1 protein-coding gene is annotated in these 1,243 nt (G+C 43.0%); it reads right to left on the bottom strand.

What is annotated here, in order from left to right; all coding sequences use genetic code 11:
• Positions 1-776, bottom strand: a 776-nt coding sequence (locus ABJ99_RS12110; protein WP_054086046.1) for a TrbL/VirB6 family protein, incomplete at its 3' end; no start/stop codon positions are given.
• Between the last annotated feature and the right edge of the window lie 467 nt (positions 777-1,243).

The raw sequence follows: 1,243 nt of genomic DNA, 5'->3' as shown, positions 1-1,243 counted from the left end.
TCTGTTACTAGCACAAGAAAAACCGCAAAGAAGATAAACATGGAAATAGACCCACTTATCGAGGGATCCATTTTGCCGTCCTTGAGAACCGCCGTGTTTATAAAAGCAACTTCCATTGCCAGTACTACCGAAAACAGAACTTGCGTGAGCATGAACCCGGCCATCTGAGAAACCCAACCCCAGAACCATTGGCGTGTACGATCAAATAACGCAAACGCAATGAAAAGTGGACCCAGAGCCAAAAGCATGGTGGTAGCAGCCTTGATAACTAGCAAAGTAGACACCACTGCCAGCAGAAAGGGAATGCCTCCTAGAATGAATAGAACGATGGAAATACCGCCTGTGTAAAGGACTGACATGTCCATCTTGAGCAGGCTAATAGCCTGATTCTTTATCATGGCAATTAGGGTTGATGAGTAGGTCGCGATCATGGAATCAATCTGATTGACTTGAGAACCAGACTGACCCGATAGAAGCCCCCCCATCCAGGCAGGCGCGTCCGTCACAAAAGGCACTATGGTTGTTATGTACCAACCTACGTTAAAAGCCATGCCTGCGATGAAAGCCATCTTGAATATTTCGTACACTATATCTTGTGCAGATTGATTCAGTCCCATTACCAGCCATCGCATGCTGCGCATGGTAAAGTTGAGAATCCAAATCGTGCCTATGAGTGCGCCTAGTGCTAACATGACATTTCGTATGCCGGTAGTTAGTAAGAGTTTTAGCGCGTTATCAATAAACTCATAGAGGGTTTGTACTGGCGTAAATTCCATTATAACTCCCCTTTCATTTTCTTGGCTTTGTGGTTCTTGATTGTTTCTTTTAGGTTGTTATATTCCGTGCGTAGCTTGAGCCACATGAAAACGACTAGTGATGAGCCGATTATTATATAAGCTGCTTTTACCAACGTTAAAACCGCGTCAATTATTGTTGTGCTGACCCATACAATAGATTCCGATAAGTGTGTGATGTATGTATCTGCGGACATACCAGTCGCCCATGCGACAAAAATGGATACGTAAACGAACGCTGATACGACGACAACAAATTTTAAGTAATTCTTGATAATTCTTAACATGATTCACTTCCCTATATTAATTAGCGCAGATATTTGTCCAGATAGTCTTGTTGCTTTTTCTTTTCTTCAATTTCTTCCTGTTTTTCTTGAAGCATCTGCATATTCGCTAGCCGCATCTGCTGGTTTTGCAGTTCGATCAACTCCTGCTGATAGCGCAATTGC

Origin of the sequence: Pseudomonas syringae pv. cilantro, from assembly GCF_001293775.1 — a bacterium.
GTDB lineage: Bacteria > Pseudomonadota > Gammaproteobacteria > Pseudomonadales > Pseudomonadaceae > Aquipseudomonas > Aquipseudomonas syringae_P.
This window is presented reverse-complemented; position numbering and strand designations above follow the sequence as displayed.